Origin of the sequence: Paenarthrobacter sp. NPDC089307 (genome assembly GCF_040685055.1) — a bacterium.
Classification (GTDB): domain Bacteria; phylum Actinomycetota; class Actinomycetes; order Actinomycetales; family Micrococcaceae; genus Arthrobacter.
Genome location: NZ_JBFBHE010000002.1, coordinates 546,585 through 572,702 on the forward strand (window position 1 = coordinate 546,585; position 26,118 = coordinate 572,702).

General features: G+C 62.8%; 25 protein-coding genes. 7 read left to right on the forward strand and 18 right to left on the reverse strand.

The genetic code is table 11. The features are described from left to right. Nucleotides 1-39 precede the first annotated feature (39 nt). Both AB0N72_RS06405 and AB0N72_RS06410 read right to left on the reverse strand, forming a co-directional pair. Nucleotides 40-477 (reverse strand): CBS domain-containing protein, encoded by a 438-nt coding sequence (locus tag AB0N72_RS06405; protein ID WP_363930125.1) that lies wholly within the window; start codon nucleotides 475-477, stop codon nucleotides 40-42. 101 nt (nucleotides 478-578) lie between these two features. After that, nucleotides 579-1,031 carry a nucleoside deaminase gene (locus AB0N72_RS06410; protein ID WP_363930126.1) on the reverse strand — a complete coding sequence of 151 codons (453 nt, stop codon included), beginning with the start codon at nucleotides 1,029-1,031 and terminating at the stop codon, nucleotides 579-581. Between the two features lie 96 nt (nucleotides 1,032-1,127). Here AB0N72_RS06410 and AB0N72_RS06415 point away from each other — a divergent pair, with 96 nt between their 5' ends. Continuing rightward, complete coding sequence (locus AB0N72_RS06415) at nucleotides 1,128-4,715, forward strand: TM0106 family RecB-like putative nuclease (protein WP_363930127.1); 3,588 nt, start codon at nucleotides 1,128-1,130, stop codon at nucleotides 4,713-4,715. A gap of 48 nt (nucleotides 4,716-4,763) precedes the next feature. Here AB0N72_RS06415 and AB0N72_RS06420 read toward each other — a convergent pair whose 3' ends face one another. The 13 genes from AB0N72_RS06420 to AB0N72_RS06480 form a co-directional block, all read right to left on the reverse strand. Further along, nucleotides 4,764-5,525, reverse strand: a complete 762-nt coding sequence (locus AB0N72_RS06420; RefSeq protein WP_363930128.1) for a triose-phosphate isomerase family protein — start codon at nucleotides 5,523-5,525, stop codon at nucleotides 4,764-4,766. Nucleotides 5,526-5,543: 18 nt separating this feature from the next. Then, nucleotides 5,544-6,893: an MFS transporter gene (locus AB0N72_RS06425; protein ID WP_363930129.1), complete on the reverse strand. Its 1,350-nt coding sequence runs from the start codon at nucleotides 6,891-6,893 to the stop codon at nucleotides 5,544-5,546. 155 nt (nucleotides 6,894-7,048) lie between these two features. Beyond that, complete coding sequence (locus tag AB0N72_RS06430) at nucleotides 7,049-7,813, reverse strand: SDR family oxidoreductase (RefSeq protein WP_363930130.1); 765 nt, start codon at nucleotides 7,811-7,813, stop codon at nucleotides 7,049-7,051. Nucleotides 7,814-7,827: 14 nt separating this feature from the next. Beyond that, nucleotides 7,828-8,796, reverse strand: coding sequence for a 3-hydroxyacyl-CoA dehydrogenase family protein (locus tag AB0N72_RS06435; RefSeq protein ID WP_363930131.1), 969 nt, complete (start codon nucleotides 8,794-8,796; stop codon nucleotides 7,828-7,830). A gap of 2 nt (nucleotides 8,797-8,798) precedes the next feature. After that, nucleotides 8,799-9,281 carry a ribose-5-phosphate isomerase gene (locus AB0N72_RS06440; protein ID WP_363930133.1) on the reverse strand — a complete coding sequence of 161 codons (483 nt, stop codon included), beginning with the start codon at nucleotides 9,279-9,281 and terminating at the stop codon, nucleotides 8,799-8,801. Beyond that, nucleotides 9,278-11,032 (reverse strand): dihydroxyacetone kinase subunit DhaL, encoded by a 1,755-nt coding sequence (dhaL, locus tag AB0N72_RS06445; protein ID WP_363930134.1) that lies wholly within the window; start codon nucleotides 11,030-11,032, stop codon nucleotides 9,278-9,280. Before dhaL ends, AB0N72_RS06440 begins: the two co-directional genes overlap by 4 nt. Next, complete coding sequence (locus AB0N72_RS06450; protein WP_363930135.1) at nucleotides 11,029-12,036, reverse strand: sugar phosphate isomerase/epimerase family protein; 1,008 nt, start codon at nucleotides 12,034-12,036, stop codon at nucleotides 11,029-11,031. Before AB0N72_RS06450 ends, dhaL begins: the two co-directional genes overlap by 4 nt. Nucleotides 12,037-12,204: 168 nt before the next feature. After that, on the reverse strand, nucleotides 12,205-12,903 hold the full coding sequence (locus AB0N72_RS06455; protein ID WP_363930136.1) for a GntR family transcriptional regulator: 699 nt from the start codon (nucleotides 12,901-12,903) through the stop codon (nucleotides 12,205-12,207). Nucleotides 12,904-13,039: 136 nt separating this feature from the next. Next, complete coding sequence (locus AB0N72_RS06460; RefSeq protein WP_363930137.1) at nucleotides 13,040-14,110, reverse strand: alkene reductase; 1,071 nt, start codon at nucleotides 14,108-14,110, stop codon at nucleotides 13,040-13,042. Nucleotides 14,111-14,189: 79 nt separating this feature from the next. After that, nucleotides 14,190-14,873 carry a hypothetical protein gene (locus AB0N72_RS06465; protein WP_363930138.1) on the reverse strand — a complete coding sequence of 228 codons (684 nt, stop codon included), beginning with the start codon at nucleotides 14,871-14,873 and terminating at the stop codon, nucleotides 14,190-14,192. Between the two features lie 55 nt (nucleotides 14,874-14,928). Then, nucleotides 14,929-15,477, reverse strand: a complete 549-nt coding sequence (locus AB0N72_RS06470) for an SIS domain-containing protein (protein WP_363930139.1) — start codon at nucleotides 15,475-15,477, stop codon at nucleotides 14,929-14,931. Nucleotides 15,478-15,573: 96 nt separating this feature from the next. Next, nucleotides 15,574-16,062: a hypothetical protein gene (locus tag AB0N72_RS06475; RefSeq protein ID WP_363930140.1), complete on the reverse strand. Its 489-nt coding sequence runs from the start codon at nucleotides 16,060-16,062 to the stop codon at nucleotides 15,574-15,576. A 153-nt stretch (nucleotides 16,063-16,215) separates the two neighbouring features. After that, a complete protein-coding gene (locus AB0N72_RS06480) occupies nucleotides 16,216-16,419 on the reverse strand; it encodes a hypothetical protein (RefSeq protein ID WP_363930141.1) in 204 nt (67 codons plus the stop codon). A gap of 134 nt (nucleotides 16,420-16,553) precedes the next feature. On the opposite strand from AB0N72_RS06480, the gene AB0N72_RS06485 reads away from it, so the two are divergent. Then, nucleotides 16,554-17,729, forward strand: coding sequence for a zinc-dependent alcohol dehydrogenase (locus tag AB0N72_RS06485; protein ID WP_363930142.1), 1,176 nt, complete (start codon nucleotides 16,554-16,556; stop codon nucleotides 17,727-17,729). A 51-nt stretch (nucleotides 17,730-17,780) separates the two neighbouring features. Here AB0N72_RS06485 and AB0N72_RS06490 read toward each other — a convergent pair whose 3' ends face one another. Next, the gene (locus AB0N72_RS06490) at nucleotides 17,781-18,785 is read right to left on the reverse strand and encodes an SDR family oxidoreductase (protein ID WP_363930143.1); all 1,005 of its coding nucleotides are present in this window, start codon (nucleotides 18,783-18,785) and stop codon (nucleotides 17,781-17,783) included. A 108-nt stretch (nucleotides 18,786-18,893) separates the two neighbouring features. On the opposite strand from AB0N72_RS06490, the gene AB0N72_RS06495 reads away from it, so the two are divergent. Further along, nucleotides 18,894-19,079, forward strand: coding sequence for a CsbD family protein (locus tag AB0N72_RS06495; RefSeq protein ID WP_018777112.1), 186 nt, complete (start codon nucleotides 18,894-18,896; stop codon nucleotides 19,077-19,079). Between the two features lie 97 nt (nucleotides 19,080-19,176). On the opposite strand, the gene AB0N72_RS06500 is transcribed toward AB0N72_RS06495, so the two are convergent. Further along, nucleotides 19,177-20,904 carry a hypothetical protein gene (locus AB0N72_RS06500; protein WP_363930144.1) on the reverse strand — a complete coding sequence of 576 codons (1,728 nt, stop codon included), beginning with the start codon at nucleotides 20,902-20,904 and terminating at the stop codon, nucleotides 19,177-19,179. Nucleotides 20,905-21,096: 192 nt separating this feature from the next. Between AB0N72_RS06500 and bioB the strand changes: the two genes are divergently transcribed. The 3 genes from bioB to AB0N72_RS06515 all read left to right on the forward strand — a co-directional run bounded on the left by bioB (nucleotide 21,097) and on the right by AB0N72_RS06515 (nucleotide 23,585). Continuing rightward, complete coding sequence (bioB, locus tag AB0N72_RS06505) at nucleotides 21,097-22,119, forward strand: biotin synthase BioB (RefSeq protein WP_363930145.1); 1,023 nt, start codon at nucleotides 21,097-21,099, stop codon at nucleotides 22,117-22,119. A 269-nt stretch (nucleotides 22,120-22,388) separates the two neighbouring features. After that, nucleotides 22,389-22,868: a very short patch repair endonuclease gene (locus tag AB0N72_RS06510; RefSeq protein WP_363930146.1), complete on the forward strand. Its 480-nt coding sequence runs from the start codon at nucleotides 22,389-22,391 to the stop codon at nucleotides 22,866-22,868. 336 nt (nucleotides 22,869-23,204) lie between these two features. Continuing rightward, nucleotides 23,205-23,585, forward strand: a complete 381-nt coding sequence (locus tag AB0N72_RS06515) for an Hpt domain-containing protein (protein ID WP_363930147.1) — start codon at nucleotides 23,205-23,207, stop codon at nucleotides 23,583-23,585. Nucleotides 23,586-23,599: 14 nt separating this feature from the next. Here the strand turns inward: AB0N72_RS06515 and AB0N72_RS06520 are convergent, their stop codons facing one another. Continuing rightward, entirely contained in the window at nucleotides 23,600-24,343 is a 744-nt protein-coding gene (locus AB0N72_RS06520; protein WP_363930148.1) for a response regulator transcription factor, read from the reverse strand. A 99-nt stretch (nucleotides 24,344-24,442) separates the two neighbouring features. On the opposite strand from AB0N72_RS06520, the gene AB0N72_RS06525 reads away from it, so the two are divergent. Then, on the forward strand, nucleotides 24,443-26,113 hold the full coding sequence (locus tag AB0N72_RS06525; RefSeq protein ID WP_363930149.1) for an ATP-binding protein: 1,671 nt from the start codon (nucleotides 24,443-24,445) through the stop codon (nucleotides 26,111-26,113). Nucleotides 26,114-26,118: the final 5 nt, after the last annotated feature.

A 26,118-nucleotide genomic window follows, 5' to 3' on the forward strand; every position in this document is an offset into this window, starting at 1 on the left:
CGGGAGTGCCTCGCGGCGGCTGGCCTTGCCCTCCGGCGGCTACTGGTGCGACATGTGCTCCTTGGCCGAGATGTGCTCCACCATTTCGCCCAGGCGCTGTTCGGCGTAGTGGTTGCGGGCAATGTCACCCTGGCTGATGATGCCCACCAAGGCGTGGTCGCTGATGACGGGAAGCCGGCGTACCTGGTGCTCTTCCATCATCCGGATGGCCTCGTCCACGTTGGCATCTGCGTCGATCCAGTACGGCTTGCCTTGGGCGAGCTCGCTGGCACGGACCTCCCGGGCATCCTTTCCCTCGGCAATGCACTTGACCACAATGTCGCGGTCGGTGATGAAACCAGTCAGTTTGCCGTCGTTGCCGCAGATGGGAAGTGAACCGCAGTCCATATCCCTCATCATGCGGGCGGCTACCTCAAGGGTCTGGTCCTCGACGACGCACTTGGCGTCCGTCGTCATGAATTCACGTACGACACTCATGGGTCCTCCTTCATCGATGGGGATTATCGACGCGGGGCCCTTCGGCTCCAACGCCGATGATGCCAGCCTACGCTCGACCAGTAGCGGTGACCAGATGAATTTCAGGCCTCGGCGATGTCCTCAGCCCAGAGTTCCCGGTGTTCCTCCTGGAAGGTGCGCATCATGTCCACACAGCGCTGATCATCCAGGACCACGACCTCCACACCGCGGGAGCGGAGGAGGTCGAACTCACCCGGGAAGGTCTCCGCCTCCCCCACCACAACCCGCGGAATCTTGAACTGGATGATGGTCCCCGTGCACATCGCACAGGGCGCGAGGGTGGTGTACAGCGTGGTGTCCCGATAACTCTTCTGCCGGCCCGCGGCACGCAGTGCGGACATTTCCCCGTGGGCAATCGGGTCGCCGTGCTGGACACGTTCGTTGTGCCCGGTAGCGATGATTTCCCCGCCTCGGGCCAACGCTGCCCCGATGGGAATTCCGCCCTCGCTGAGGCTCTTCTGTGCGGCCTGGTAGGCGGCCTCGAACGCTGGGTCTGTGGTGGGTGTTTCAGTCATGGGTGCAGTCTAAGTGGAGCGCACGCTATTTTGTCCGGGTCCGCTGATAGCTTGGCTTTGAATGGTATTCACGGCAAGGAAGGCAGGTGGCCCGCAATGTTCTTTCTCGATCCGGAGCTGGCAGGCGCCCCGCAGGATCTGGTGTTCTCGGCCAGCGATCTCGTTATTGCCGCCACCTGCGAGTACCAGCTGCTGCGCAAGCTCGACGAAAAGCTGGGCCGGACTCCCCGGCCGGACTTCCCACCGGATGCCATGCTGGAACGCACTGCCCAGCTTGGCGATGTCCACGAGCATCGGGTCCTGGATGAGTTCGTGGCCGAATTTGGCCCGTGGGACCCGGCAACGCGAAAAGGCGTTTACGACGTCGTTCCCGCCACCGCGATGGACCGCGCCACCCTTTCGGCCAAGCACGCGGAATCCATCGACGCCTTGCGGTCCGGAGCGGACATCGTCTTCCAAGCCGCCTTCTTTGATGGCACCTTCCATGGCCGCTCCGACTTCCTGGTCAAGAAGCCGGGCGGCCAGTATGCGGTATTCGATACCAAGTTGGCCCGGCATGCCAAAGTCACGGCCCTGCTTCAACTGGCAGCTTATGGAGACCAACTGATCCAAGCGGGGATCACGCCGGATCCCACTGTCACCCTGGTGCTGGGCAACCGCGTCCACAGCGACCACCCGCTTTCCCAGATCCTCCCCGTGTTCAAGGAACGGCGCGAGCGGTTCCTTGAAATGACCACTTCACACGTCTCAGGGGACCAGCCTGTTGCCTGGGGAGACCCCCGGTACTCTGCTTGCGGCCGTTGTGACTACTGCGCCGAACAGGTCCAGCTGCACAGGGATCTGCTCATGGTTGCGGGCATGCGCATCAGCCGCCGCAAGAAACTGATCGAGGACGGCGTCACCACCATCGACCAACTGGCCGCCTTACCGGCAGCGGGCGATCCCACCTTGTTGCGGATGCGCGAACAGGCCCGGTTGCAGACTGGAGCCGGCACCCCGGATGGCACAGTGCAGTACACGGACCCGTCCGGAGAAGCCAAGGCAATCAGCTACAACGTCCTGGCAGATAACACCCTGGGGCGGTTGCCTGCTCCGGATCCCGGCGACATCTTCTTCGACTTCGAAGGCGATCCCCTGTGGCAGGACCCCGTCACGGGGAAGTGGGGGCTGGAATACCTGTTCGGCGTCATCGAGAACCCTGTGGGGCCTGGTGCCAGCCCAGTCTTCCGCCCGTTCTGGGCTCATTCCCGGGCCGAGGAAGGCAAGGCCTTCGTGGACTTCCTGGACTACGTTGCCAAACGGCGTGCACAGTACCCGGGCATGCACATCTACCATTACGCCGCGTACGAGAAAACAGCGCTGAGGAACCTGTCCCTGACGCATGTGGTGGGCGAAACCGCCGTCGACGATCTTCTGAAGCAGGGCGTCCTGGTGGACCTTTACGATACCGTCCGGCACAGCATCAGAATCTCCGCGAACTCCTACAGCATCAAAAAGCTCGAGCCGCTCTACATGGGGCGGCACTTACGCTCCGGTGACGTGACCGACGCCGGAGCTTCCGTGGTTGCCTACGCGGACTTTTGTACGGCCAGGGATACCGGCCAGGCTGCCACGGCAGCCCGGATCCTTGAAGGCATCCGGGACTACAACGAGTACGACTGCCTCTCCACGTTGGAGCTGCGGAACTGGCTGCTTGCCCGGGCCGCGGAGCGCTCCATCGCCCCGGGCTCCTTCACTGCTGGACCTGGTGACCCGGAGCCAGGTGATTCGGAGAATGGCAAGGACACAACCAAGTACGAGGCCGCGCCTGAGGAGACGGCACTTTTTGAGTACCTTGCCCAGCTCCCCGAGACCGAGCGTTCCTCTCCGGATGCCCGCGCCATAGGGATTGTCGCCGCGGGCGTGGGCTACCACCGCCGCGAGGACAAGCAACACTGGTGGAGCCACTTCGATCGCCTGGAGAAGCCAACGTCCCAATGGGATGACGGCCGTGATCTGTTCATCGTGGACCATGCCGAGCTTCTCCAGGATTGGGCCAAACCGACGCCCCGCAGTAATCCGGCGCGGGTCATCAAGCTGCTCGGACGCTCAGGTGACGGCGCGGGACTGGACCCAGGCAAGAGCTACTTCAGAATGTACGAGCCCCCGCTGCCTGACTCATTGCTCCCGAAGGAGTCGTCGGTCCTCGGCCGGGCCGGCTGGAGCAACACCAAAGTTACCGAGGTCGGCGAAGACGGGGACTTCGAGTCAGTCACCATATCCGAAAGCCTGCGCAAGGACTCCACGGAGTTCACCCAACTTCCCATGGCGCTGACTCCCGACAGCCCCATCCCGACCAGCGGCCAGAGGGCAGCCCTCGCGGCACTGGCAACAAAACTCCGCGCGGCGCTCCCGTCCTGGCCAAAAGACCCGGCACTGGACCTGGTCCGCCGGCAACCTCCACGGCTTCGAAGCCTGGAAGTTTTGCCTGCCGTGGGGGCCTGTCCCGATGGGTATGTTGATGCCATTACCGCAGCAGTCAAGGACCTTGACCATTCCTACCTTGCGGTGCAGGGTCCTCCAGGTAGTGGAAAGACCCATGTCGGTGCGCACGTTCTGGCGCGGCTTGTGGCCGATGGGTGGAAAGTCGGCGTCGTGGCACAATCCCATGCGGTGGTTGAACACATGCTGTGCGCCGCCGTCGAGAAGGCCGGCGTGGACCCTCAGCGGGTTGCCAAGGAGGTCAAGCACAACGATCCTGTGCCGTGGAGCGGGTGCGGAAAGGCCGACGTCAGCGAAGCCCTGGCCATGCCCGGTGGCGCCCTGATCGGGGGCACCGCCTGGGCCATGGTGGGCAAGGAGGTTCCGGCCGGATCACTGGACCTGCTGGTCATCGACGAAGCCGGCCAGTTCTCCCTGGCCAACACCATGGCGGTCAGTCGTGCTGCCAAGCGGCTTCTCCTTCTAGGCGATCCGCAGCAGCTGCCGCAGGTCACCCAGGGCAAGCATCCCGAACCCGTCGACGAGTCCGCGCTTGGCTGGCTCTCCGACGGCTACAACACCTTGCCACCTGAGCTCGGCTACTTCCTGGCATTGTCATGGCGGATGCACCCGGATCTCTGCGGGGCCGTGTCCGAACTGTCCTACGACTCCCGGTTGGAGGCAGCCCCAGCGGCATCACAGCGCCGGCTGGAAGGTGCCGAATCAGGCATTTCGTGCATCTACGTGGACCACACCGGGAACTCGACGTCCTCACCCGAGGAAGCTGCGGAGGTGGCCAGGCAAGTACGGACCCATCTCGGCCTGAAATGGCAGGATCCGTCCCAATCCCCGGAAACCCGTCCCCTGGACCAAACCGACATCCTGGTGGTCGCGCCCTACAACGCGCAGGTTCAACTCATCAAGCATGAACTGCACGCCGCCGGCTTGAACAAGGTCCGCGTAGGCACGGTAGATAAGTTCCAAGGCCAGGAAGCGCCGGTGGTCATCGTGTCCATGGCTGCATCCGCCGCCGGCGAAGTCCCCCGCGGCATGGAGTTCCTGCTGTCACGCAACCGGATCAACGTGGCGGTGTCGCGCGGTCAGTGGCGCGCCGTCGTCGTGCGTTCTCCCGAGCTGACCAACTACCTGCCGACGCATCCTGAGGGACTCGAAAACCTCGGCGGCTTCGTGGCGCTGTGCCAACGCGCCTCCGCACCCAACTGAGTCGCACTTGGGGTCGTTCCCAGCGCTGGGAACGACCTGAACTGCGACCTACTTGGCCAGGGCGAGGGCTTCGTCCAACACGCGGCCGAAGTTGGCGGCATCGTGCGCGAAGCGGCCAAGGAAGAGGCCTGATACGCCCGAGAGCTTGGGCAGGAGTCCGGGCTTCGCCGAGCCCCCATAAATCACCGGGAGGCTGGCCAGGCCATGCTGCCCCAATGCGGCGCGCAACGCGCCCACCACCATTGAAACGTACTCTGCCGAGGCCGGTTCCGGAGCGCCGATTGCCCACACCGGTTCATAGGCGACGACGAGCCGAACAGCCAAGGACCAGTCACCGCAGACGGCTGCCTTGATCTGGTGGTAGACGACCTCTGCCGCAGCCTCGGGGGCGCAGGCCTTGTCCTCCCCCACGCACAGTAACGGTGTCAGGCCGGACTCGACGGCGGCGCCCACCTTCAGTGCCACCATGGCATCGTCTTCGGCAAAGTGGCGGCGACGTTCGGCATGGCCGATCTCCACCAGGACAACCCCGAGCTCCGCCAGCATCGATGGGGCTACCTCGCCGGTCCACGGGCCATCAGACCAGCCACAGTTCTGTGCGCCCAGGACCAGCGGAGAACCAGCAGCCAGCTCAGCCGCGGCGGGAAGGACCGGAAACGACGGGATGACAAACGGGACAACCCGCCCGGCCGCGAGGGCCGGACGGGCGTCCACTTCTGCCACCAACTGCTCCAGCCAGGCAAGGCTGCCGGCGTACCCCATGTACATCTTGGTACTGACTCCGATGTACAAGGTTTCTGGAGTATTCATGGCTGTCCGATCCATTTCTTACTTACCAAGCAGCTCGTCGGCTTTGTTGGAGAATGCCCGGGTGCCGAACATCATCGCCGCGGCCAGGAAGGGCAGGACGCCAAGTGCGTAGACGCCCATGGTTCCCGTATCCGACGCCGTCATTTCATTGACCGTGGTGCGCAGGATCGGAGCGACGAAGCCACCCAGGTTTCCCAGGGAGTTGATCAGGCCGATGCCGGCGGCTGCAGCCGTGCCGGTGAGGAACGCCGTCGGATAGGACCAGCAGATGGGACCAATTGCCAGGAAGCTGCACACCGCAAGGGTAATGAAGATGATGCCCAGCGCCGGAAGGTGATTGGCGCCGGCCCAGGCGGAACCGAAGATGCACAGGCCGGTGGAAACGAAGAGTCCCGTGCCCCAGATCCGCCGACGCACCACAGTGTTCGCGGCCTTGCCGACGAAGTAGCAGGCAAAGATACCGAAGAACCAAGGAATGGCGGCCATCAGCCCGACGGCGAGCCCCACCTTTTGTCCGGTGAGCTGGGCTACCTGCTGCGGAAGGTAGAAGGTAACGCCATACACCGCGATCTGCAGGCAGAAGTAGATGATGGTGAAGTACCAGACACGCCCGTTGCGCATCGCGGCCATGACGCCGCGCGGACCGGATTCTTCCTTGACCGTGTCCTCCAAAGCCATGACATCGGTCAGGGCAACCTTTTCTTCCTTGCTCAGGAACTTCGCGTCCTGGGGGCTGTTGATCAGGAAGAAGAATGAGGCAATACCGGCCAGGATGGCCAGTGAGCCTTCGACGAAGAACATGACCTGCCAGCCGGCAACGCCGGGAACCTGGTCGCCAATGTTGATGAGCCAACCGGACAACGGAGCGCCCAACATCTGCGAGAGCGGCTGTGCCAGGTAGAAGATGGCGAACATCTTCACGCGCACCTTGTTGGGGAACCAGGCGGCGAGGAACATAATGACGCCCGGGAACAACCCTGCTTCGGTGACGCCCAGCAGGAACCGGAGGATGATGAACGAGGTCTCACCCTGAACGAAAGCGAAGCACGCAGACACGATGCCCCAGGTGACCGCGATGCGGGCCAGCCACATCTTGGCGCCGAACTTGGTCAGAAGCAGGTTGCTGGGGATCTCGAACAGCGCGTAACCGATGAAGAAGATGCCCGCACCCAGTGCGTAGGCCCCGGCGGTGATGCCCTTGTCCACCCCCAGGGCGGCTTCAGCAAAACCAACGTTGGTGCGGTCAAGGAATGCCACCACATAAAGGATGACCAGCATGGGCATAAGCCGGAATGAAGCCTTGGAGATCGCGGATTTCAGAACCGGCGAGTCCAAGAGCTCCTTGGTGGAACTCGAGGCAACAGACATCGAAACTCCTCTTTGAGTAGTCAATTGGGGGGGAGATAACCTAAGCGGGTTATCAGCGCGGGAGGAAGATGAGCACCAGGCCCACAGCGCAGGCGAGGACGCCCACGGCAAGATAGATCTTTCGTTCTCGAGTCCAGGTCTTCATCGACGAAGGCCTAGTGCATGTACAGCCCGCCATCCACATTCAGCGTCTGGCCGGAGATGTATCCGGAGTCCTCGCTGATGAGGAAGGCGATGGCCGCTGCGATGTCACGCGTGGAGCCCACCCGGTTCACCACAAGGTCCTTGGTGAGCTCGTCCTTGCGTTCCTGGCTCAGGGTGCCGCCCATGATGTCGGTATCGATGGGGCCGGGTGAGATGGCGTTGACGGTGATGTCGTATTCGCCCAGCTCGCGGGCCGTCGCACGGGTCAAGCCAATGACGCCCGCTTTTGCTACCGAGTAGGGGGTCTTGGAGAACGTACCGCCGCCGCGCTGTGCGGAGACCGAGGAAATATTGACGATGCGGCCGATCCGGTTCTTCACCATGGACTCGGCCACGCGCCGGGTGGCGTAGTGGACACCGTTGAGGTTGATGTTCAGCACCCGGTCCCACTCGGCCGGTTCAAGTTCCAGGTAGCCGATGGGCGAACTGACGCCGGCCACGTTGGCCAGCGCCACGATCTGCGGCAGCTCGTTTTCAAGCTCGTCAATGGCTGCACGGACTTCGGCTTCGCTGGCAACATTGGCTCCGACGCCGTGGGCCTGGACCCCGTATTCGGAGGCGATTTCCTTGGCGGCAGCTTTGCACGCGGCATCGTCAAGGTCGATGATGCCGATGTTCCAGCCCTGCGCAGCCAGGTAGTTGACCGTTGCGCGCCCGATGCCGCGCTCTGAGACAGCTCCAGTGACGATAGCCGTCCGTGATGCGGGGAAAGTCATGTGGTTCTCCTCCGTTAGTTGATGGGAGCCGGGCCGAGCTCTTCAATGAGCTTCTGCATGGCGACGTAGGCCTTGTTGCGGTAGGCGATCAGTTCCGGGGTGCGTTCTGCCGGAACGTTGAGGAAGCCTGCACCGGTCTTGGTGCCGAGCTTGCCGGCCTCCACCAGGTCCGAGAGGATCTTCGGCGTTGCGAAACGCTCCGGGAAACCGGTCTGCAGCGACTTGTAGCAGAAGTTGTAGACGTCCAACCCGGCCATATCCGCGATGGCGAACGGGCCAAAGAAGGGCAGGCGGAAGCCGAACGTCGTACGCACCAGGGTGTCGACGTCGTCCGCTGTTGCGATGCCCTGCTCCACCAGCTGCGCGGCTTCGTGGAACAGCGCGTACTGCAGGCGGTTGAGCACGAATCCGGTGACGTCCTTGACGACGGCGGTCTGCTTGCCGGCTGCGTGCACGAGGTCGCGGGAGGCGGCGACCGTGGCGGCGGAAGTTCCTGCGTGCGGAATGACCTCGACGCCCGGAATGAACGGCGACGGGTTGGAGAAGTGGATGCCCAGGAACCGCTCCGGGTTGGTCACGGCTTCGGCCAGCGCTGCAATGGAGATGGTGGAGGTGTTGGAGCCGATCAGGGCGTCCGGGCGGGCAGCCGCGCTGATCCGGGCGAGGGTCTGGTGCTTGATCTCCAGGACCTCCGGAACGCACTCCTCGATGAAGTCGGCGTCCGCAACGGCTTCTTCGATGTCCTTGGCCGCCCACAGGTTCTGCTTGAGGATCTCCGTGGACCCTTCCGGGAAGAGGCCGTCAGCAATGAACTGCTCGGACTCTTCCAGCAAACGCTCGTAGTTCTTCTGGGCTACCTCGGCAGAAACATCCGCCAGGGCAACGCGGGCGCCACCGAGCGCCAGGACCTGGGCGATGCCGCCGCCCATGTAACCGGAGCCTACGACGGCGATCTTCCGGGCTTGGGTTTCTGGTGAAGTCATGATCAGACTGCCTTCGTGTAGTCGGGCTCGTACGAGCAAATGGCGTCCACCTTGGCGGCGGAGGATGAATTTTGGTCAAAGCGGTGGCTCAGCCACTCCCCGACGAGCTTTTTGGCCAGTTCCAGGCCAATCACGCGCTGTCCAAGGGTGAGGACCTGGGCGTTGTTGCTCAGGACGGAGCGTTCCACGGAGTAGCTGTCATGGGCGGTGACGGCACGGATGCCGGGCACCTTGTTGGCTGCGATAGCCACGCCCAGGCCGGTTCCGCAGATCAACAAGGCCCGGTCAGCTTCGCCTTCAGCTACCTTGCGGGCGGCATCGACAGCCACGTGCGGGTAGGCAGTGGAATCGTCAGGGCCTACTCCGACGTCGGTCACGGATGCGACACGCGGGTCGGCTTCAAGCAAGGCCTTCAACGCGTTCTTGTATTCCACGCCTGCTTCATCGTTGCCGACGACGATGCGCCAGCCTTGGGTGTTGCTCATTCCGAGGCTCCGTTTCCGGCCGATACCGCGGTAGTCGCGGCAGCCAGTTGTGAATCGATGTGGTGGGAGATCCTTGCGGCAATCAAGCCGAAGGACACAGCACCGGGGTCAGGGTGGCCGAGGCTCTTCTCGGCCAAGGGACGTGCGCGGCCTTTGAGGGGACGTAACTCCGCTGTCCTCGCGGCAGCGGACTCGGCCGCCGCAGCGGCTACTGCCAGCGCCCTGTCAACGGGAGCACCGCCGTCGAGCTCAGCCAGGAAAGCGTCCCGGAACGGCAGGAGCGCGTCCACCATGGTCTTGTCGCCCGGCTCGGCTTTGCCGAGTTCGGTGATGGCGCTGACGAAGGCTTTTACGGCTGCGGCGGCATCCCGGGAGTCGTAGGACTCACGGTTTCCGAGCGACTGCCCGGCCGCGATGACGGCCGAACCCCACAATGCGCCCGATGTGCCGCCGGCACGCTCGCTCCATGCCTCGCCCGCGCTGGCCAGGATCCGGGCTACCGAAGAACCGCTTACAGCCTCCCCGGCGGCCGCGGCAGCGTCCACGCCGCGGCGCATGCCGATACCGTGGTCGCCATCGCCCGCGATCGCGTCCAGCTTGCCGAGTTCCTCTTCATGTTCGACGACGACGTCCCTCACCTGGGCGAGGATGGCCACGGCCTCGCGGCCGAGTTCGGCGGCAGCCACGGTGGGCTGTTCGAAATCGGCGGTTTCGGCGTCGTCAAGCGTCGCCTCGGCGCGGGCTGCCCGCGGTGACATGCTGCCCTTCCGGAACGCCGGAGTGTCCGCAGGGGCGGCCCAATACTGCTCAAGTTCCTCATCCAGCCACAGCAGCGTCAGCGAGAGTCCGGACATGTCCAGGCTGGTCACCAGCTCGCCGCATTCGGGTTCAACTACTGTGAGTCCGGCTGCGCTGAGCAGCTTTTCGATCTTGCCGAACAGCAGGAAAAGTTCGTCGTACTTCACGGTGCCCAGGCCGTTGACGATCGCCACCACGCGTTCTCCAGCGTCCTCAGGCTTGTCCGCCAGGAGCTTGGACACCAGGAGTTCGGCGAGTTCGGAAGCTGTGGGCATGGGGTGCTCGGAGATGCCGGGCTCGCCGTGGATTCCAAGGCCAAGGGACATCTGCCCCGCGGGTACATGGAACAGCGGGTCCTTGGCGCCCGGGAGGGTGCAGCCGTCAAAGGCCACGCCGAGGGAACGCGTACGGTAGTTGGTCTTGATGGCCAAGCGCTCGACGCCGTCAAGGTCCAGTCCCGCTTCTGCGGCGGCTCCGGCGATCTTGAACACGGTGAGGTCCCCCGCGATGCCGCGGCGCTTCTCCAACTGCTCGATAGGGGCGCTCGCGATGTCATCGGTCACGGTGACCGTCCGGGTTTCGATGCCCTCGGCGTTGAGCCGAAGCTGGGCCTGGCCGAAGTGGAGGACGTCGCCGGCGTAGTTTCCGTAGCTGAGAAGGACTCCGCCCCCTGCGTTGGCAGCCTTGGCCACGCGGTACACCTGGCCAGCTGCCGGTGAAGCGAACATGTTGCCGCAGGCGGAACCTGCTGCCAGGCCCGGACCCACAAGCCCGGCGAAAGCCGGGTAGTGGCCCGAACCGCCGCCAACCACCAGTGCTACCTGGCCGGCAGGAACTTCGGTGGAGCGGACTACGCCGCCGTCAACACGGGCCACGTAGTTGCGGTTTGCGGCGACAAAGCCATCCAGTGCTTCGTCGGCGAAGTCTGCCGGATTGTCGAAGATCTGCGTCATTTCGCGGCTCCTGCCAAAGCCTCCGCGGGCTGCTGACGGCCCTGGGCCACTTGGCTCTTGCCCAGCGCATAGCCATCGGCCTTGGGGAGGACATGCCGGCGGAGGTAGTCCTGGTTGCTCGCGGTGACACTGAGGCCGTCGCCTCCGTAGTGTTCCGTGCAGAGGATGCCTTGGAAGCCCACTGAAAGCGCTACCTTGAAAGCTTCGCGGTAGTTGATGAGCCCGCTTTCCATCGGCGCGGGCATGGTGATGTAGCTGTCGCGGGCCACGTCTTCGTCGCGGATGTAGTTCTTCATGTGCCAGTAGTTGGAGTACGGCAAAGTCTTGGCCACCATTTCCCGCCAGTCCTCGATGGGCCTGTGCAGGCGGATCAGGTTGCCGATGTCCGGGTTCAGGCCAACGTTGTCCAGGCCGATGTCCTGGACCAGTTGGACAGAAGAATCGGACGTGCCCAGGTAGGTGTCCTCATACATTTCCAGGGAGAGCAGGATGCCCGCCTCCGCTGCGTGCTTGCCGAGTTCACGGATGCGGGAGACAGCGTTGCCCCAGGCTTCCTTGTCCCCCAAGGGGTCCTTGTAACCCTCCACGGTCCAGAACCACAGTTGTTTCTGCTGCTCCGGGGTGATGGCCTGGTGGAGTCCAATGGAGACTACCTCGCAGCCGAGCTCTGCAGCGGCGTCTATGGTGCGGTGGCTGTAGGCGAGGTTGTCGGCCCAGTCCGTGGCGTGGATGACGCTGCGACGGATGGCTGAGATGACCGGTACGCCGATGCCGACGTGGTCCGCCGTTTGCTTGAACTCGGCCAGGCGGTCCTTGCTGAGGTCTCCGGGACGCACCCAGCTGTCGGTGAGGTCCGCGTTGGCGAAACCTGCTTCTTTCACTTCCTGGAGGACCTCTGCCCACACGGAAGCGTCGGCGTCGTTGATGTCCTTGCCCGTGACGTCTTTGCCGGGGAACTGCAGGAGGGCCGCTGTTATGGGCCAATTCTCGGCGGTGTACGCCATGATAATCACTCCTTCGTGGAATCCTGTTTCCTATAGGATTTACGACTGAGAGGAAACTGTCAAGCTTTTTTGGAAACTTCGTAGATCCTATATGTCTTACGTATGTTCGTGAAGGGGGTCACAAAAAGGGTCCGCCGGCTGAACCGGCGGACCTCGGGAGGAGCATGGCTACTCTTGGGGAGCGTCCGCCATCGCGCGTCCGCGGACCTTCTCCACGTGTTCGATCATTTTCTGTGCGGCCTGCTCGGGGTCGCCGCTCATCATGGCCTCCAGGACAGCCTGGTGCTCCGAGATTGCCTGTTCGGCATCCGTGATGCCCACTCCCCCGAACAGCCGGAAACGCTGGATCTGACCACCCAAAGTGTTGTACGCCGCCAGAAGGAATTGGTTGCTGGCCTGGGCGGCAATGAGCTGGTGGAACCGTTCGTCCGCTTCGAGGTAACTGCGGTATTCAGCGAAGGTGCCGCCTCGGGGGGCAGTCTTCAAGTCCTCCACGGCCTGCTTGAGGGACTCCAAACCTTCGGGCGTCATGCGCGCACAAGCCAAGCGGGCATTGACCGGCTCGATGGACAGCCGCGCCTCCATGAGCTCGGCAAAGTCCTCCCGCGTGAACACTGGAGCCACCCGGTACCCCTTCAGGGCGACGCGGCGCACCATACCCGTGTGTTCCAGCCGCGCAAGTGCCTCGCGCACGGGCGTCGGCGAGACATCCAGCTCCCGTGCCATTCCGTCGATACTGAGTGCGGCCCCCGGCTCCAGCCGGCCGTCCATGAGCCATTCAAGCAAAGCTTCATAAACGTGGTCGGCCAGTACTTGGCGGCTGACAGGAAAGCCGGGGCGGGCGACTGCCGGCGAAGGTTCAGACATGCCACAAATCCTATAGGAACGCGGTCCCGAGGCCGACAAGGAGCGGCCGTCACATTCTGCCTTGCTTTGGTGCCCAGCGCTTAAAGCACGACGCCGGCACCCTGGCTGGGTGCCGGCGTCGTGCTTCTCCTGCTGTTTAGTTCGCGTAGAACGGGTAGTCGGTGTAACCCTCGGCGCCGTCCGCATAGAACGTGGAGGCATCCGGTTCGTTCAGCGGCAGGCTTTCACGCCAGCGGCGGGCCAGGTCCGGATTGGCGATGGCCGGGCGGCCAACCACTACTGCGTCGGCGAGGCCTTCTTCGATGATGGCGAAGGCCTCATCGCGGGTGGTGATCTCGCTGAAGCCCGTGTTGACCAGGAACGTTCCGTTGAATCGCTCGCGGAGGTCCTGGACCATCACGCCCTTGGGGTCGTGGTGCAGGATGCTCAGGTACGCCAGGTTGAGCGGTGCGATGGTGTCCACCAGGACCTCGTAGGTAGCCCGGACATCGGCGGCGTCAGTTTCGGCAATTCCCTGGACGTTGTGTTCCGGGGAGATCCGGATTCCAACGCGGTTGGCTCCCAGGGCTTCCACCACAGCGTTGACAGTCTCGATCACGAAGCGGGCGCGGTTCTCGGGGGAACCACCGTAGCTGTCGGTGCGGACGTTGGAGTTCGGGGCAAGGAATTCGTGCAGGAGGTAACCGTTGGCGGAGTGGAGTTCAACGCCGTCGAATCCTGCCTCAATCGCGTTCTTGGAGGCGGTGACGATTTCCTGGATGACTCCCGGCAGTTCGTCCGTGCGGAGTTCACGCGGCACCGGGTAGGGCTGCTTGCCATTGGGGGTGCGGACCTCGCCGTCGATGGCGACTGCGCTGGGGCCCACGATCTCGTGTCCGCCCGTGATGTCGGCATGCGAAACGCGGCCACCGTGCATGATCTGGGCGAACATCCGGCCACCCTCGGCGTGGACAGCGTCAGTGACCTTTTTCCAGCCTGCAACCTGGGCTTCGGTGACGAGACCGGGCTGGCCGGGGTAGGACTGGCCCGCCGGAGCCGGGTAGGTTCCTTCGCTCACGATCAGCCCCAGGGAGGCGCGCTGGCGGTAGTGCTCGGCGATCAGGTCGTTCGGTACGCCATCCTGGCCTGCGCGCAGGCGGGTCAGCGGGGCCATCACCAAGCGGTTGGCAAGCTCCAGCTCGCCGAGGGCCAAGGGGGAAAACAGCATGCGCGGTTCCTTTCAGAATGAAACAGGTTCATTGCGCACAACTGCATGGCGTCTGCAACTATTCCGCCTGAGGCACAGATCACAAAATCCCGGGTCCGACAACTTCGGCAGCCTGCTGGTCCAGCAACGCCCCCACTTTGTCAAAGTAGGAGTTCCAAAAGCTGCGGCCTGCCTCCTGGTCGATGTCCACTTCGGAGGGCAGTTCAAAGTCAGTCTCGATGGTCAGCCGAGATCCGCGCCCCGTAGCCTCCAAGCGGTACCTGGTCTCCATGTCCATTCGGCCGGCAGGGAGAAGGGAACGGGTGACTGCCATCTGCTCGGGGATCTCCTCGAGCACTTCAATGGCGCCGATCTCGCCGTTGCGATGAAAGAAGCACTGCAGTTCGCCAGGCCCTCCATCAACAGCAGGGACCGATATCGCGTGGTAAACGCCATCCACGAACGAGAGTGGCGATTCGGCAGGACGAACCAGCGCCCAGACTGCGGAAGGTGCATAGGCGAAGTCCGCGGAGGCGTCGATGGTGATCGTTTTCAACTCCGGCACGCCGGCTTTGTTAGAGCGCAGATTGCGCTCCGCGGCGCGGGCTGCCCGGCCAAGCATAATCCCGTAGACGAAAGTGAGCAGGAGCCCGCCCACCACCAGGGCAAGGACGGCGATGCCCCTGTTATCGTCGTGTTGCAGCATGGACGCGCCGAGGACGCTGAGAGACACCAGACCCGCGAGCGCGAGCACCGCAAAGTAGCTGATAACCGTATTCTTCACAGGAAAAGCGTGCCACGGCGACGAGCCCGCCTTGGGCAGGCACACCACCGCGCCGTTACTTGGCCAGCTCCCGCATGGACTCGTCGAAGCACTCGCAAAGGGCCAGGACCGCAACCAGGTGGGCTTCCTCGGCGTGGGGCGGATCGGTGTTAATATTGATGGCTTCGTTGACCGACTGGCCCAGTTCTTTGGAGTCCCGGCCAGTCAACGCCCACACCCGCGCCCCGACGCTCTTGGCAGCAGCTGCAGCGTTACGGAGGTCGTCGGTAATGCCTTTGGCTGCCAGGAGCACCACGATGTCGCCCTTTTTGACCAGCGACGGGATCTGGTCGGCGATGGTCTCTCCGGCATCTTTGTTGGCGACGACGGCCTTGAAGGAGTCAGGGTTGCCGCCATGATCGTGGGCGGCATCATGGGCCGTGAGCTCGGAGGCGAACCGTTGGGCTTCATGGGCTGAGCCATCGCTTCCAGCAGCGAATACGCTTCCGCCCCGGAGGCGGACACGCGCAAGCTCTTCGCCCCATTCAGCCAACCTCGATGACTCACGGCGCAGGGCCGCCACAGCTGGTCCAATCTCGCCAAGATGGCCGAGGACCACGTCCACTGCATGTCGATTTGTCTTCGACTCGGTCGTACGGATTGCCTGACCTGTCCGCCTCACCACAATACTCACTTCCCTACCTCCGCTTCGTCGTCGAAACTACAGGTTCCTTTCGTCCTCCCGCGTGGAGCCTTCGCGCCTGCTCCGGTCGCGCGTCAGCCGCTCGCCCTCAGCGACGTTGGAGCGGTCGGCGTCGTCGCGGTCCACGTTGCCCGGGCCACGATCGTTGGCACGGCCGTCATCGGCAGACCGGCCCGCTGTGGCGTTTGGATCAAGTTTGTCGGCGTGGCGAAGGTGCTCCTCCACGCGCCCGTGCGCCTCGTCGGCCTTTTCGGCGTGCCGTTCGGCATCCTTGCGGAGCCGGTTCGCTTCGGCCTCGGCTTGGAGGGCACTTGCCTCGGCTTGCGCGGCCTCAGCCTTGGCTTGATGGGCGCCAATTGCTTCCCGTTGGGCCTTTTCGCGCAATTCCTCTGCCCGGCGATGGTTGATTTCGGCCTTCTTACGGCGTCCGATGACTACCGCAACGATCACTACGGCGATGACCACCACGGCCAGCACGATGATCAGTACCAGTTGTCCTGTGTCCATAAGGATTGCCTCCCTGGTGAGCGGACTTCTGTGGGCGCCGCTCGCAGCCCTTGCTGTTCAGTGTTCGAGGTGTACCCCAATCGGGTCATTCCCAAACGATTCCGGTCCCGCCTCTCCTTGTATCGTAGCTAGTTATCAGGTTACTTACTAGTTTCAGCTGCCAGTCTCCTCGGGATGTTCCCTGGCGCGCTTTTCTTCCGGCGTCGCGCCGGTGTCATCCGGTATGAACGTGGGGTCAAGTTCCGTCGTGAAGTCGCCCGATCCGACAGTCCCTTTGTCACGTTCGACGGCGTCAGGCGCCTCCGGTTCCGACGATCCGGAAGGTGCCTGTTCGGCTTTGTTTGGTTCTTCGCTCATGGCCTCAATGTAGGCTTCGCCAGCGACCCGTGTCGAGAGTGGGCAACCTTGTGCCAGGACATGATCTCTGCTTCGCTGGAAAGGTCTCCAGAAGAGCGGGACCCACCCCGGCAGCAAGGCAGGGAGATCCAAACGTGAAAGCAGTGACATGGCAAGGCCGGCGTTCACTCAGCGTCGAAGACGTACCCGATCCTTCGATCCAGGAGCCCACGGACGCGATTGTCCGCATCACCTCAACCGCCATCTGCGGCTCGGACCTCCACCTTTATGAGGTCCTGGGTCCATATATGCATAAGGGAGATGTCATTGGTCACGAGCCCATGGGCATCGTGGAAGATGTCGGATCGCAGGTCCACCGCCTCAAGAAGGGCGACCGCGTGGTGGTGCCGTTCAACATCTCCTGCGGGCACTGCTTCATGTGCAACCAGGGCCTGCAGTCCCAATGCGAAACCACCCAGGTCAAGGCGAAAGGCTCAGGAGCGGCGCTGTTTGGCTATTCCGAACTCTATGGTTCCGTTCCAGGCGGGCAGGCGCAGTACCTGCGCGTTCCGTTCGCTGACTATGGCCCGGTGAAAGTGGACTCGGACGCGCCCGACGAACGCTACCTTTTCCTTTCCGATATTCTGCCCACCGCCTGGCAGGCAGTGGAGTACGCAAACGTTCCTGACGGCGGGACCTTGGCTGTCCTGGGGTTGGGACCCGTGGGCCAGTTCGCGGCAAGGATCGGACTCCACAAGGGGTTCCGCGTCATTGGCTTTGACCCCGTCCCCGAACGCCGCGCCATGGCTGAATCCCACGGCGTGGAGACACTGGATTACAGCTCGGACGTCTCTGCGAAGGTCCGCGAGGAAACACTTGGCCGGGGACCCGACTCCGTGGTGGATGCTGTAGGTATGGAGGCCCACGGTTCGCCGGTGGCCTCATTCCTGCACCGGGCAGTGTCCCTCCTCCCGGACAAACCGGCCCAGGTAGCCATGGAGACCATGAGCGTTGACCGGCTCGCGGCCCTCCACACGGCCGTTGACATGGTGCGCCGCGGCGGCACGCTTTCCCTGAGCGGGGTCTATGGCGGCCAGGCCGATCCCATGCCCCTCATGACCATGTTTGACAAGCAAATCCAGCTCCGCATGGGTCAATGCAATGTGCGGAGTTGGATAGACGATCTGCTTCCCTTGGTGGAGGACGACGCCGATCCCCTGGGAGTGATGCACCTGGTCACCCACACTGGAGGCCTGGATGAGGCGCCTGCACTGTACGAGAAATTCCAGAAGAAGCAGGACGGGTGCATCAAGGTGGTGCTCAAGCCCTGACTCGATCAAGCCCTGGCGCGATCAAGCCCTGACGCGATACTGCTCTGATGCCTAGGCCAGGTGCATTCCCCCGGTCACGCCGATGACCGATCCGGAAATGTAGCTGGATTCCTCCGTGGCCAGGAGCACGTAGGTTGAGGCGAGTTCGGCGGGCTGCCCTTCCCTGCCCAGCGGGGCGTCCTTGCCGTACGCGGCAAGGACCTCAGGGGGCTCCGAGGGCTGCGGGGACTCCTGAGGTGAGTGGGCCGCCGTCGAAATTGGCCCCGGAGCCACGGCATTGACGCGGATCCCCCGGGGTCCCAAGGACTCGGCCAGGGAAAATGTCAAACTTTTTACCGCCGCTTGGCTGGCTGCGAAATCCATGAGTCCAAGGCTTGGATGGTAGGCCTCGATAGAGGAGGTGTTGATGATCGCGGCTCCGGGCTGCAGGTGCGGCAGGGCAGCTTTGCAGAGCCAGAAAAGTGCGTAGACGTTGGATTTGAAGGTCCTGTCGAACTGTTCGGTGGAGAGGCCTTCAATGCCTTCCTTGCATGGCACGCGGATTCCGGCATTGTTCACGACGACGTTCAGCCCACCGAATTCTGCAACGGTCTGCGCAACCACTTCCTGGCAGAATTCCTCGTCCTGCAGGTCCCCCGGCAACGCCAGTGCCCGGCCACCGGCGTCTTCGATGAGCTTGACGGTCTGTTCGGCATCCTGCTCGTCCTCCGGCAGATAGGTGAAGGCGACGTCCGCGCCTTCACGGGCATAGGCAAGGGCAACGGCCCTGCCTATACCGCTCTCTCCGCCAGTGATTAGAGCGCGCATGCCCATCATCCTGTGGTTGCCTATGTAGCTTTGCTCGCCATAGTCCGGGCGGGGCTTGGTGGGCTCGGTCCATCCGGCGAGCTCCTGGAGCCGGGGCGCATTGGCCGCAGGCAAGTCAGGGCTTTGAGGCGCCTCGGCTTCTTCCGGGACCTCCGCGGCCGGCTGGATCACCTGGTTGACCAGGGCCATGGCGAGGTCCTCGTCCAGCTCTTCCTGTTCCGTTTCCCCGTCCCGGGTTCCTTCAGCCATGAGATCAGTGTAAGCATCCTGACATTTGCCCGAACGCTTTCAGGAAGTACCCAGAATCGCTCGTTAGCCTAGCAATTGTCAGCGTTGGACTACATCGAAGGAGACCCCATGGGACTCGGAGACAAGATCAGCAACAAGGCACAGGAAGTCACCGGCAAGGCCAAGGAAGCCTTGGGAGACGCCACAAACAACGAGAAACTGCAGGCCGAAGGTGTTGCCGACCAGGCAGCGGCCAAGACCAAGCAGGCCGGCGAGAACGTCAAGGACGCCGCGAAGGACGCCTTCGACAAGTAAGCCCCCACAGCAACACACAGAACACCGCGAACGCCCCGGTTCCCTTGAAGGGAACCGGGGCGTTCGCGTGAACCGAAGTACGTCGGGTCCGGGGAGGCTACTTTTGCGCCGGGAGCACCAGCTCACCCGACTTATCCGTGGACAAGGCGAGAGATGAGATGTACTGGGGTTCGCCGTCGGGCGTGTCCTGACCTGACCGGAGCATGTCCGGACGTTCGAACTCCAGGCCCGTCACGTGGCACAGCAGTTTCACGTCGCTGGGGTTGCCGTCGGCGTCGAACATCGGCAGGTCGATGCCGTCGTCCGTGCGCCGCAGGTAATACCGGCCCTTGGTCGCCAACGCCAACACGGGCGGCAGCACCAGAGCCAGCCCCACGGCAAAGATAGGCGAGAAGGGCTGGACCGCGGCACCGAACGCACCGAAGAACACAGCTATGGACACCCCGGCTGAGACCAGCATTGAAGCAAAGCCCACAGGGTTCACGGCGTAAAGCATGCCGCGGCGGAACTCGGGAACCTTGGGTGAGATCTTCAACAGGTACTTGTTGATGGCGATATCCGAAGCCACCGTCACAACCCAGGCCATGGCGCAGTTGGCGTAGAAGCCCAGGATGGTGTTCAGGAATTCGAACATGTTCGACTCCATGAGGATCAACGCAATGACCAGGTTCACCACCACGAACACCATGCGGCCCGGGTACGTCTTGGTGATGCGCGTGAAGGAGTTGGTCCATGCCAGCGAACCGGAGTAGGCGTTGGTGACGTTGATCTTGATCTGCGAAATGACAACCAGCACCACAGCGAGCGTCATGGCGAGCCAGGCCGGCATCATTTCCTCATAGACGCCCAGGAACTGGTGGACGGGTTCATTTGCGTGGACCGCAGCTGCGGGATCGAGCTTGGCAATGAGGTAGATGGCGATGAACAGGCCAATGATTTGTTTGATGGCACCGAAAATCACCCAGCCCGGTCCGGCGAGGATCACCGCACGCCACCAAGCGCCCCTGTTCTCGGCCGTCTTGGGAGGCATGAAGCGCAGGTAGTCGATCTGCTCTGCGATCTGCGCCATGAGGGAGAGGCAGACGCCGGCGGCGAGCATCACCGAGGCCAGGTTCGGGCCACCCTCGCCCGCAGCACCGGTGAACGCGAAGAAGGCATCGATGCTTTCGGGGTGGGACAGCAGGAGGTACCCCACGGGGACCACCATCAGCAGCAGCCACAGTGGAGTGGTCCACACCTGCAGGGTGGCCAGCGTCTTCATTCCGTAAATGACCAGCGGAATGATGATGATGGTGGACACCGCGTAACCGATCCACTGCGGAATGCCCAGGCCCAATTGCAGCCCCTGCGCCATGATGGAGCCTTCAAGCGCGAAGAAGATAAAGGTGAACGTGGCAAAGATGATGTTGGTGACCACTGAGCCGTAGTAGCCAAAACCTGAGCCGCGGGTGATGAGGTCAAGGTCGATGTTGTACCGGGCGGCATAGTAGGCAAGCGGGAAGCCGGTGGCAAAGATGATCACAGCGGCCACGATGATGCCAAATATCGCGTTCACTGTTCCGTAGGAAATGCCGATGTTCGCGCCGATGGAGAAGTCGGCAAGGTAGGCGATGCCGCCCAGGGCACTCGTGGCCACCACGCCCGCGCTCCACTTCCGGTAAGAGCGCGGGGCGAACCGGAGGGTGTAGTCCTCCAGGCTTTCCTTCGCGGCGCTCATGGCGTCGGCGTTGCCTGACGCTGGGACAGCTGAGGTACCGGGCGCGACGGCGGTGCTTGCCGCCGTCGTCGGCTCCAGCGTTGCGGTGCTCGTCTTGTCGTCGCTCATGCGGGCTCGCTTTCTTCGTGGTCCTTGGCTCGTCCACGACGCTAGTCACGCAGCGCGTCAATTCAGTCACGGCCATGTTTCGCAGGTGTAACTTCTGCACCAGCCGTCCCAAAAACAACGCCAAAATCCGCAGTCTCGCTTTGTGCGCACCCCACAAAATGGCCTCCCACCTGCACGGATACCGTCGAGGACATGACCCACGCACCCCAAGAAGCCACCCGCTACGCCATCCTCGACACCGCGCGAAAGCAAGTCCTGGAACGCGGCGAAGGGCTCGATGAAGGCCAGCTTGTCGAGATCCTGCAGCTGCCTGACGACGCCATCCCGGCGGCCCTGCAACTTGCGCACGAGGTTCGCTTGAAGCACTGCGGGGAGGACGTGGAGGTGGAGGGCATCATCTCCATCAAGACCGGCGGCTGCCCCGAGGACTGCCATTTCTGCAGCCAGTCCGGACTGTTCGACTCCCCCGTCCGCGGCGTATGGCTGGACATTCCGGAACTCGTCAAAGCCGCCAAGGAAACAGCCGCAACAGGAGCCACGGAGTTCTGCATCGTCGCGGCCGTCCGGGGGCCCGACATCAAGCTCATGAACCAGATCAAGTTCGCGATCGACCGCATCAACGAAGAAGTGGACATCAACATCGCCTGCTCGCTGGGCATGCTGACCCAGCGCCAAGTGGACCAGCTCGCCGGATGGGGCGTGCACAGGTACAACCACAACCTCGAAACCGCCCGGAGCTACTTCCCCGAAGTGGTCACTACCCACAGTTACGAAGAACGCCTGGAAACCTGCGCCATGGTCAAGGCGACGGGCATGGAATTGTGCTGCGGCGCCCTGATCGGCATGGGTGAGTCCCTGGAACAGCGGGCGGAACTTGCCTCCCAGCTCGCAGCCTTGGAACCCCACGAAGTTCCCCTGAACTTCCTCAACCCGCGCCCCGGAACACCCTTGGAGAACCAAGGAATCATGGACGGCAAGGATGCCCTCCGCGCCATTGCTGCGTTCCGCCTGGCGATGCCGCACACCGTACTCCGTTACGCGGGAGGCCGCGAGCTGACCCTCGGCGACCTCGGCACCCGCGAGGGCCTGCTCGGCGGGATCAACGCGGTGATCGTCGGTAACTACCTCACAACCCTGGGCCGGCCCGCCAACGCCGACCTGAACCTGTTGGTGGAGCTGAACATGCCCATCAAGGAACTCCAGAAGTCGCTGTGAGCGGCGCGGATCCGGCCGCCTACTGCGGGCGCTGCGGAGGTGACAGCCCGACGTCGAACGCCCACCAAAGCTGCCAGCAGCAGTTGGCGATGGAGCCGCCGCGCTTTTGTCCCCAGTGCCGGCGGCGGATGAAAGTCCAGGTTACGCCGTTGGGCTGGAGCGCGGAATGCTCCCGTCACGGCTCCAGGAGTTTTCGTACAGATACTGCCCCTTAGAGCGCTCCATAAGGGCATTATCTGTACAAAAAGTCCCTGGGTAGGCTGGTTGTTATGGGCGAGAGCCGTGACCTGCTGACGCCGGAACAGCGCAGCCGCAACATGTCCAAAATCCGGGGCAAGAACACCAAACCGGAGTTACTGGTCCGCGGGCTCCTGCACGCCAAGGGCTACAGGTATCGCCTGCACGGGCAATCCGGTGGAACCAAGCTCCCCGGCCGTCCCGATCTGGTGTTCGCCGCCCGTCGCAAAGTCATCTTCGTCAACGGCTGCTTCTGGCACTTCCACGACTGCAAAGTGGGCCTGCATGCTCCTGCGGCAAATGCCGCATTTTGGGAAGCCAAACGCACCCGGACCAAGGAGAGAGACGCTCAGCAGCGGGAGCAACTTGGCAGTGCAGGCTGGGAGGTGCTGACGGTCTGGGAATGCGAGCTGAAGGACCTGCCGGCCCTGGAAAACCGGTTGACGGCCTTTCTGGGGGCCCGACCCAATTACGGCTTGGAGGACGTGGACGGGGCGGACTCGACAGGGTGATCGGAGCCCGCGCTATGTGAGCTCTGTGTCCACAATGCGTAGGCGGCGGTGCCGCCAATGCCGAGAAGGATGGTCATGCAAAAGACGATGATGACCATCAGCCCAGGTGATGGGCGAGCACCAGTGTCCATGCGGTTTACCTCTCCCTTGTTCACGTCCTGAAGTGTCCCGGGTCCCGGGATTTCTTGTGTTCTTTGCTACTTTCCGGCCCGGGAATCAAGACTCCCTCTGAGTCCGCTCAAGATTGGATCAATCTTTACTTTTCTGGCGTTGGGGCTGTTCCGCGGGTCCTACTGTTGAATCGTGAACCTATTGTTCGGAGGCGGGAGGGGTTTGGTGTCTGAGTATGACGAGTGCACAGACGCCGTGGTGGATCACACCGTCCTCGTTGAACTCCAGGCCGAGCTCGGCGGAGACCCAGCCATCATCCATGCGTTTGTCCGCAACTACGTAGCGTTGCTGCCGTGGCGGGTTTCCCGTCTGCATCGGGCCTTGGACAACCTCGACATCGAAGACGCCATGGACGCCGTCCTCAGCCTGAAAACATCCAGCCACATGGTGGGCGCAGTCTGCATGAACCGGTTGGCGACGGAGCTGGAAATGAGCATCCGGCTGTTGCCGAACGCCAGTCACCTGCCCGAACTCGTGGATCAGGTCATCACGATCGAGAATTGTGTCGTCGGCACCATCCGGGAGCTGGAAACCCCGCTCCCGTAAATACCGCGGGTGGCTTAGTTGTTGTTCACGGCCGGAGCGAGCCTGTAGCCCACGCCGCGGACCGTCTCGAGCCAGCGGGGTCCCTGGATGCTGTCGCCCAGCTTCTTACGCAGGTTCCCCATATGTACCTCAACGGCACGTTCGTCCGCGTCGCTGACGTAACTGCCGACGTCGTACGGTTCATTGCGAAGGCGACGGGCAAGATCGGCCTTGGTCCGCACAATACGGCCGGTCTCCAGCAACGCCAGCAAGAGGTCGAACTCCGTGCGGGTGAGCTTCAGCTCGGTGCCGTTCAGGGTTGCCGTGCGGGAACCGGCTGAAACGACCAGTCCGTTGTGGATCATCTCGGGATCGGTTTCTTCCGGCGCGCTCTTGACGTCCGACGACGCACGCGGCCTCCGCATCATGGCCTCCACGCGGGCGCGCAACTCGCGCGGCCGGAAGGGCTTGGTGAGGTAATCGTCGCCACCGGCTTCCAAGCCCATGAGCGTATCGAGTTCCTCGGCCCGGGCAGTGAGCATGATGATGTACGCGTCAGAGGACTTGCGGATCTGCCGTGCGACCTCGAAACCGTCGATATCAGGAAGGCCAAGGTCCAGGGTAATAACGTCCGGATTCAATTCGCGGGCAGACGTAACACCTGCCGAACCCGTCGACGCAGTGTGAACGTCAAAACCTGCCTGGGAGAGAACCACCCGCACCAATTCGCGAATATCCTGGTCATCTTCAATGACCAGCCCCACACGTACTTCACTCATCGCTGCCCCTCAGCCCCTTCGATAACCTCAGAAGTATATCCGTTATGGTTAGGCTGATCCCATGAACCGAATTTCTTCCGCACCCGAGGTGGTTGTGCCATGACCCAACCCTCTGCTTGGGATATTGGTGAAAAGAAGAAATTGCTGGTTTTTCAGCGCTCGTTCCACGAACATACCCTGCGGATGCGGGTTGTCCTCAGCCAATTGCCGTTATCGGTGTGTGTCTGTCTTTCGGCCATTCTGGTTTGGCTGTTTTTCCCCGCCACGCTCGAAAACCCCCTGTTCCTTATTTTCCTGCTGAGCCAGGCGTTCCTGTTGGCGCTGTGCATTGTGGTTCCGTGGCACCGCCTGCCTTTTGCCAGCTTCCTCACCATCCCCATCCTGGATATGGTCTCCATTGCCTTCGGCCGTGAAGGAGGACAGGAAGCCCTCACCGGGCTGAGCGTGCTGGTGGTGTTGCCCGTCATTTGGCTGTGCGCTTCCGGCCTCTATCCGCGGCTGGCCATAGTGCTGTCCTTCGTGGGGCCGTTGGGCATCGTGTGGGTTCCGGTGTTCCTCCATGACCAAGTCAGCGAGCAGGCCCTTACCAAGCCTTTGCTGTTCCCGATCCTCATCCTTGGCATCGGTGTTTCCGTGAGTGTCCTGACGTTGAGCATGGTCCGCCAGCAGCGCGCCTTGGAGCAAAAGGACGAGGCTTTGAAGGAAGCGCTGGACATCAGCACCAAACAGGAGCGGTTGCTGAACACGGTGATGGAAGCCTTGCCGTTGGGTGTGGTAGCCGTGGACGGTGACGGGCACGACATCCTCATGAACCGGCGCCAGCGCCAGACCCATGCTTTGGCCACCCCTCCGGACAACAACGACCCCAACGAATCGCAACTGCTTGTCTTCGACACGGACAGGACCACGCCCCTTCCCCCGGACAGGCGGCCGGTCAGGCGCGCCGTCCTGGGCGAGCGCTTCACTGACCAACTCGTGTGGCTGGGTACCGGCGAGGAGCAGCGTGCCTTCACCACCAGCGCCCGTCCCATGCTGGACGACGCCGGCAAGTTCGCCGGCTCCGTGGTGGTTTTCAGCGATGTCACCGACCTTGTGAATGCGCTGGCAGCCAAGGACGACTTCGTAGCCAACGTCTCCCATGAGTTCCGCACCCCGCTGACCTCGATCCTGGGCTACGTCGAGTTGATCCTGGACGACGCCAAAGCCCTGGATGACCAGTCCCGTAAACAGCTCGACATCGTCAGGCGGAATGCGGAGCGACTACTTACTTTGGTCTCGGACCTGCTTGCCGTGCGCTCTGGCCAGATCGTCATTCAACGGCACACGGCGGACGTCGCCGAACTGGTCCGGGGCAGCGTAACCTCGGCCGAGCCCCGGGCAGCCAAAGCCGGCATACGCCTCTCGATGGACCTTCCCGAAGCCCTGGAAGCACGGGTGGACTCTTCACGCCTTGCCCAAGTGCTGGACAACCTGGTCTCAAACGCCATCAAGTACTCCCCCGACGGCGGTGATGTGGAGGTCGCTGCGTGGGAGGATGACGACTTCGTCTTCTGCCGCGTCACCGATACAGGCATGGGCATGACCGAGGAGGAGCAGGCCGAGGCCTTCACCAAGTTCTTCCGCGCCGGCGGTGTACGCAAGAGCGCCATACCCGGTGTTGGCCTTGGCCTGCCCATCAGCAAGGCGATCGTTGAAGCCCACGGGGGAACCATTACCTTGGAAAGCGTTCCCGGGCGGGGGACCACTTTCACGGTAAAGATGCCCGCCTAGGGTTG